This is a genomic window from Herbaspirillum lusitanum P6-12, from assembly GCF_000256565.1.
GTDB lineage: Bacteria > Pseudomonadota > Gammaproteobacteria > Burkholderiales > Burkholderiaceae_D > Herbaspirillum > Herbaspirillum lusitanum.
In genome coordinates, this window is sequence record NZ_AJHH01000339.1 from 1 (window position 1) to 6,857 (window position 6,857).

Sequence of the window (6,857 nt, forward strand, 5' to 3'; positions counted from 1 at the left end):
CCCCCCTTTTTTATCAATGCAAAATCGACGATTACAGCGAGTAGTACATGTCGAATTCGATTGGGTGTGTCGTCATGCGATAGCGTTGCACTTCCTGGCCCTTCAGGTCCAGGTAGGCGTCGATCATGCTGTCGGTGAAGACGCCGCCGCGTGTCAGGAACTCGCGATCGGCGTTCAGTGCATCCAGCGCTTCTTCCAGCGATGCGCACACTGTCGGGATCAGCTTGTCTTCTTCCGGTGGCAGATGGTACAGATCCTTCGAAGCAGCTTCGCCTGGATGGATCTTGTTTTGCACGCCGTCCAGACCGGCCATCAGCAGAGCCGAGAAGCACAGGTATGGGTTCGCCAGCGGATCCGGGAAACGTGTTTCGATACGACGGCCCTTCGGGTTCGCAACGTGTGGAATACGGATCGATGCGGAACGGTTGCGTGCCGAGTAAGCCAGCTTGACCGGTGCTTCGAAACCTGGAACCAGACGCTTGTACGAGTTGGTGCCTGGGTTGGTGATCGCGTTCAGCGCCTTGGCGTGCTTGATGATACCGCCGATGTAGAACAACGCGAATTCGGACAGACCGGCATAGCCGTCGCCTGCGAACAGGTTCTTGCCGTCTTTCCAGACCGATTGGTGAACGTGCATGCCGGAGCCGTTGTCGCCGACCAGTGGCTTGGGCATGAAGGTCGCTGTCTTGCCGTAGGTGTGAGCAACGTTCCAGATCACATACTTCAGTGTTTGTGTCCAGTCAGCGCGCTCAACCAGTGTCGAGAACCTGGTGCCCAGTTCGTTTTGACCTGCGCCGGCCACTTCGTGGTGGTGCACTTCAACTGGAATGCCCAGGGATTCGAGGATCAGGGACATTTCCGAACGCATGTCCTGGAAGCTGTCGACTGGAGGCACTGGGAAGTAGCCGCCCTTGACGACCGGACGATGGCCGGTGTTGCCGCCTTCGAGCTTGGCGCCGGAGCTCCACGATGCTTCTTCGGATTCGATCTTGACGAAGGAACCGGACATGTCCGCACCCCAACGCACGCCGTCGAAGATGAAGAATTCTGGCTCAGGACCGAAGTAGGCGGTATCGCCCAGGCCCGAGGACTTCAGGTACGCTTCAGCGCGCTTGGCGATGGAACGCGGGTCACGGTCGTAACCCTTGCCATCGGATGGCTCGATCACGTCACATTGCATGAACAATGTGGTTTCTTCCATGAACGGGTCGATGTTGGCGGTGTTTGGATCAGGAATCAGCAACATGTCCGAAGCTTCGATACCCTTCCAGCCGGCGATCGAGGAACCGTCGAATGCGTGACCCGATTCGAACTTGTCGATGTCGAAGTGGGAAACGGGAACAGTTACGTGTTGCTCTTTACCCCGGGTGTCGGCAAAACGGAAATCAACAAACTTGACTTCATTGTCTTTCACCAACTTCAAAACCTCTGCGGCCGTCCTTGCCATGCGAATCTCCTAAAACGAGGAAGTAGTATAAATTTGTACAATTTGGGTGATGAGCCGACTACGTGCGACTTGATGTGTGCAGCAAATACAACAGATAGTGCGCCAGAACTCAGGCGGGAATGATAGCAGATTCCATGCCACCAACTGCCTTGCGTTGATGCTTATGGCATATTTTAGGGAGTTATTGGCTGGCGGGCGTTTCCGAGCAGTGCACGGCAACACGAATAATGATCAATTATGGTGCGAAATGTATTTTTCGCACCATTAAAAAGCATATTTTCTTCTTCGCTTTATTTTGGTGCGGATATTTGTCTGCCTTGGCGTTGGGATAATGATTTATGTATCTTTTCAGCAATTATCAAAGGGACCTTGATGACAACTTCCAACGACATTCTTTCGATTGCCGGCCAACGTGCGCAGACTGGTCAGTTTCCGTATGCGGGGGCGGTCACGCCGCAAGAGGCGTTTGCCCTGCTGCAGGGCGACCCGGCCGTCAAACTGGTTGACGTGCGAACCAAGGCAGAACGCGATTGGGTCGGCCAGGTTGTGATTCCGGCGGACCAGCATCTGGCGGTGCAATGGAATCTCTATCCGGAGAGCGTGCCGAATCCGCAATTTCTCGAACAGCTCGATGCCCTCGCGGACAAGCAGACAATCTTGCTGTTTCTTTGCCGTTCGGGCGTACGCTCCCGCCATGCCGCAAAACTGGCGAGTGAAAACGGCTATACGCGCTGCTATGACATTCTGGAAGGTTTCGAAGGAAACAAGGACAGCGCAGGTCATCGCAAGACCATCGAAGGATGGTGCAAAGCGGGACTGCCGTGGATGGGGGCTTGAGTTGAAGTGAATCGGGTCGCTGATGCGAGTCGATTGCTGTGACAAACCCGGATTCAGAGGGACTGCAATTGCCGTCCCAGCGCCGCAACCTCAGCCGCCAGATCGGCCGACGGCATGCGACTCACCGCGATCGCTTCGATGCGTTCCAGCGTCGCGACGATGTCGACTGCAGCTATCGTGAGTGCGGCACCCTTCATCCGATGCGCCAGCCTTCCGACCGAGGCCATATCCGCCTCAGCCATGGCCGTCTGCAGGACTGCAAAATCCTCAAGCGACGTGGTGCGAAACAGCGTCGTCAGATCCACACTGCGCATGTCGTCGATGTTCATCGGCGCTACCGCAGAGACGTCGACATCGCACCACAGCGACAGCATTTTTTTCAGATCATCGACCGGCAAAGGCTTGCCGAGTACGCCGTCCATGCCGCTGTCGAGGCAAAGCTGCATGTGCGCGGTATCGGTCTCGGCCGAGATCGCGATGATGGGCGTATGCGCCAACTCTTCCTCGCGTTCGCGCCGGCGGAATATTTTCGCCACGTCGTAACCGCTCATGTCAGGCATCTGGCAATCCAGCAGCACCAGGTCAAACTCGCCGTCCTGCATTGCAGCAAGACCGGAGTTGCCATCCTGCGCCGTCGCTACGTCGCAACCCAGTTTCTTCAGTTGTTTCTCAATGACGACGCGGCTGGTTGCAGAATCGTCGACGACAAGAATCTGGAGCAAAGGAGCCGTAGCAATCGTATTCATGGTACGTCCTATATATCTTGGAGTTGATGCTGGATCTTGAACAGTTCATTGTCGTTGCGCACTCCCAACTTGCGGAAGGCCGCCTGCTTTTGTCCGCTGATGGTCTTGACGCTGCGCGCGAATTTCTCTGCGATCTGCGTGACGCTCAGCCCTTCCAGGCAACAGCGCAGCACTTCACGTTCGCGCGGCGACAATTCAACGTTGTCGGTGAGTGAATCGCCGTTTGGCGACTCTTCGTCCGATCCGTTACTGGACAGCATGGAGGAGATTTCCGCCGCCATGAACGGGTTCAGGTGCACACGCCCCACAGCCACCGAACGCACTGCGGCAATGAGCTCGGACAATTCCTGCTCCTTCCCCACGAAACCGCGTGCGCCCGCGCGCATCGCCAGCGCGACCGTAGCAGGATTGTAGTGTGAAGACGAGACGAGGATTTTACTGTCGGGGAAACGCACCTTGAGCGCCCGGATCAGGTTGAGGCCATCGATATCGTTGGCCCCGAGAGAATAATCGATCAGCAGAATATCGGCCGGCAAAGCGCGCAAGGCGGACATCATGTCCTTGCTGGCGGCATAGGCGCCGACCACCTCGAAATCCGATTCTTCAGTGAGTCGTGCCGCGAGTCCATGCCGGACCACGGCATGATCGTCCAGCAATGCAATACGAATTGCCTTTGTCGCAGTCCAGGTCATCATCGCGTCCTTTCGCAGACGGTCATTCACGCAGAAAACCGCTAGGCATCGGAATCGATGCTCGTTTCGCCTGGATGCGATCGAAAAAGGCAGGGCTGCCGACCAGTCGAATTATGGTCGAGTGTATCAAAAATAGTAAAAATACAATAGAAAACTCAGGCATTTATGAGGCCATTATTAAACAATTGATTGGCGCCGACCTTGCTCAGAAAGTCGTCCTGACGCATGGGCGCTGCAATAAAACCCTGCCCGCGTCCGCATCCCATGGCGGCGAGGACTTCCATCTGGCGGGCGTTTTCGATCCCTTCCGCGATGACGGCAAGCTGCAGGCGCTTGGCGATGCCGATGATCGATTCGACGATGACGCGGCATTGCGGCTGGCGCAGGAACTGACGCACGAAGTGGCGATCGATGCGGATTTCGGTGAAGGGCATTTGCGACAACAGCTTCATGGTCGAAATGCCGGAACCGAAATCATCAATCGACAAACCGAACCCGCGCAGGCGCAAACGATTGAGGGACGCGGCCAGCTTCAGCGCATGTTGCGACGGCTCCTCCTCCGAAATGCCGACGGTGACCAGGTGCGAAGAGATGCCGTAGCGCTGCGAACGTTCATGAAGATAGTCGGCAATTTCCGGGATTTCCAACGTCGATGCGGAAGCCTTGATGCAAATGGGAAGGCTGCAACCGATGTGCTCCAGTTTCTGTTGCGTTTTCAGCACATGGTTGACGGTTCGATAAAACAGCATGAGACCCAGCCCCTGCCGTTCAATCAGCGTCATGAATTGTTCCGGCGCCAGATAGCTGAATTTGGGGTGGCTCCAACGCACCATGGCGTCGGCGCCGATAATAGCCTTGGTTTTCAAAGATATCTGCGGCTGATACCACACTTCGAATTCACTGGTGTCGCAGATGGCGCGCAAGATATCGTCATCGCCAATGGCGCCGTCCGCGGTCGCCGATATTGTTTTTCCGCCCTTGGCAGGCGCAGGTTTGATCGCATTCATCATTGTCAGCGCCGTGGCGAGAATGCTTTGCAGCGTCGGCAACGTCAGTGGCTTGGAAATCGCATCGACAAAGGGAAAGCCCGCGGAATACGCCAGTTGCAGGTGCGATTCACGCACATCTTCGGCGTGCACGCTCATCCACACCAGCATCGGCAATTCCTTGCCCGCGGATTGCACCGACCGGTCTTGCGCCAGCACGAACTGCGAGCCGTCCATGTTGGGCATGCCGATATCGCAAAAGATCAAATCGATGCGGCGCTCGGACAAGCGCTCCATCGCCTCCATGCCGTCGGCGGCCTCGACCACGTTGACGCAACCGAGCTCTCGCAACTTTTCGACTGCAAATATTTTTTGCAATGGCTCGTCTTCAACTACCAGAACAGAAAGATTCGCGACTGTTTTCATCTTTACCCCAAGCGAGATGTGCACCGCAACTGCGGCATAGACTTTGATTGACCAGCTGCAATTCTGATCATCTTGCACACATCCGTATATGAGAATGATCTCAATTCAGCCCCGCTTATTTGCTGGCAATTAGTCGAAAAACGACGAGTTCGCCACAGTGGAAGTGTTTTTTCATCTGTTTCCCAGATTTTGGTTGGATGACCATCTTGGCAACGTTATCCTTGCCTGATCAAATCACAATATTCTGCAATCTGGGGAAGATCCATGAAAAACGTCGTATCGGCGATGCTGTTGCATGGCGTCGGCCTCTCTCTGCTGGCGGGTGCATCCGCCGCCGGCGCGACGGAATTGCGCGTCACCGGGAAGATCGTTCCCGATGCCTGTCTGCCAGTCTTTTCGGATGCGGGCGTGGTGGATTACGGACCGATTTCATCCGAACGCGGTGCAGCAAAAATCCTCGCCAAAAAAATTTTCACGCTCTCCGTTTCCTGTGCCCTTCCCTCACGTCTTGCATTACGCCTGATAGACAATCGTGACAGCGCGCCGATACCACAAATGCAGGCGGTGGCGATGCGCAACCGCAGCAACAAACATCTGTTCGGATTGGGTGCGGGAAGCGGACAAAACGCCGGCGCCTATATCGTGTCGTTCGAACCTGCACATCCGAAGGCGACGCCTCCCGCCATGCTGGAGTCCGCCACCGGCATCAATGCCACGCAGTGGATACTGAGCAGCGACAACACCATCCGCAAGAACGTGCTTTACGCCTGGGACGCCGAACACAAGATCCATCCCGGCGGCACCCTGAACTTCGAGGCAAAACTCAGCATCCAGGCCGTCATCGACAGCGCCGACAATACGCGGGAAAAAGAAGATGCTCCGTTGAATGGCTCGGCCACTTTTGAACTCTTGTATTTATAAGCAATGCCGACGATCTTCCGACTTGAAAGAAGCGCACCTGTGAAGCACATCGCAACCGGATCCGGGATGGCGAGGATGGCCCTGGGCATTTTCTGCCTCGCCGCAACCACGCTTTCATGCGCCGCCAACATGGTGGAAATGCAGGTAGTGAGCGTCATCACGCCCGCTGCCTGTACACCGATGCTGTCGGGCGGCGGCGTTGCCGATTACGGCATCATTCCGGCGCGCTCGTTGAAGCCCGGCACGGTGACGCCGCTGCCGTCGAAGTCGCTGTCGTTCAGCATCAATTGCGATGCCGCCGCCAAAGTGAGCATCAGGGCCATCGACAACCGCACCAACTCGGTCATCGTCGGCATCATCGCGGCCGGCTCCGGCGACGGTAATCTCAACGACAGTTTCAACTTCGGCCTCGGCACTGCTGCCGGTAAAAGCATCGGCGGTTACGCCATCGTGTTCCAGCCGGCGTCCTATACCGGCGACTACCAGCAAACCCAATTGTTGTACTCCACCGACAGCGGTACGACCTGGCAACCGTCAACGACAGGCTATGTCGCCAAGAACCGCAGCTTTGGCTGGGGCGCGCAGGGCAGTAGCCATGTCTCGTCTTTACGCACGATCTCCGGCACGGTGACCGTGCAACCGTATATCAACAAGCCTGAAAGCCTTTCCCTATCGCAAGAAATTTTGCTGGACGGTTCGGCGACGCTGGAGCTTTCCTATCTTTAAGAGTTGTCGCGACGTCATTTGGCATCCCTGTTCAACGCTTTAAATCGTTCTGAATTTTGAGAATATTTTTTGGGGG

At 55.9% G+C, this 6,857-nt stretch carries 7 protein-coding genes; 3 read left to right on the plus strand and 4 right to left on the minus strand.

Annotated features, from left to right (window positions below):
- Window positions 1-31: 31 nt before the first annotated feature.
- Window positions 32-1,447 carry a type I glutamate--ammonia ligase gene (glnA, locus tag HLUSI_RS0110870; protein WP_029363383.1) on the minus strand — a complete coding sequence of 472 codons (1,416 nt, stop codon included), beginning with the start codon at window positions 1,445-1,447 and terminating at the stop codon, window positions 32-34.
- Between the two features lie 372 nt (window positions 1,448-1,819).
- Between glnA and HLUSI_RS0110875 the strand changes: the two genes are divergently transcribed.
- Window positions 1,820-2,284, plus strand: a complete 465-nt coding sequence (locus tag HLUSI_RS0110875; RefSeq protein ID WP_016834009.1) for a rhodanese-like domain-containing protein — start codon at window positions 1,820-1,822, stop codon at window positions 2,282-2,284.
- Window positions 2,285-2,337: 53 nt separating this feature from the next.
- Here HLUSI_RS0110875 and HLUSI_RS0110880 read toward each other — a convergent pair whose 3' ends face one another.
- The 3 genes from HLUSI_RS0110880 to HLUSI_RS0110890 all read right to left on the minus strand — a co-directional run bounded on the left by HLUSI_RS0110880 (window position 2,338) and on the right by HLUSI_RS0110890 (window position 5,134).
- Window positions 2,338-3,030: a response regulator gene (locus HLUSI_RS0110880; protein ID WP_029363384.1), complete on the minus strand. Its 693-nt coding sequence runs from the start codon at window positions 3,028-3,030 to the stop codon at window positions 2,338-2,340.
- 8 nt (window positions 3,031-3,038) lie between these two features.
- Window positions 3,039-3,722 (minus strand): response regulator transcription factor, encoded by a 684-nt coding sequence (locus HLUSI_RS0110885; RefSeq protein ID WP_029363385.1) that lies wholly within the window; start codon window positions 3,720-3,722, stop codon window positions 3,039-3,041.
- 155 nt (window positions 3,723-3,877) lie between these two features.
- Window positions 3,878-5,134: an EAL domain-containing response regulator gene (locus HLUSI_RS0110890; RefSeq protein ID WP_050977685.1), complete on the minus strand. Its 1,257-nt coding sequence runs from the start codon at window positions 5,132-5,134 to the stop codon at window positions 3,878-3,880.
- 264 nt (window positions 5,135-5,398) lie between these two features.
- Here HLUSI_RS0110890 and HLUSI_RS0110895 point away from each other — a divergent pair, with 264 nt between their 5' ends.
- Together HLUSI_RS0110895 and HLUSI_RS0110900 are read left to right on the plus strand one after the other, a co-directional pair.
- Complete coding sequence (locus tag HLUSI_RS0110895) at window positions 5,399-6,055, plus strand: DUF1120 domain-containing protein (RefSeq protein ID WP_016834013.1); 657 nt, start codon at window positions 5,399-5,401, stop codon at window positions 6,053-6,055.
- 66 nt (window positions 6,056-6,121) lie between these two features.
- On the plus strand, window positions 6,122-6,781 hold the full coding sequence (locus tag HLUSI_RS0110900; protein ID WP_029363386.1) for a DUF1120 domain-containing protein: 660 nt from the start codon (window positions 6,122-6,124) through the stop codon (window positions 6,779-6,781).
- Window positions 6,782-6,857: the final 76 nt, after the last annotated feature.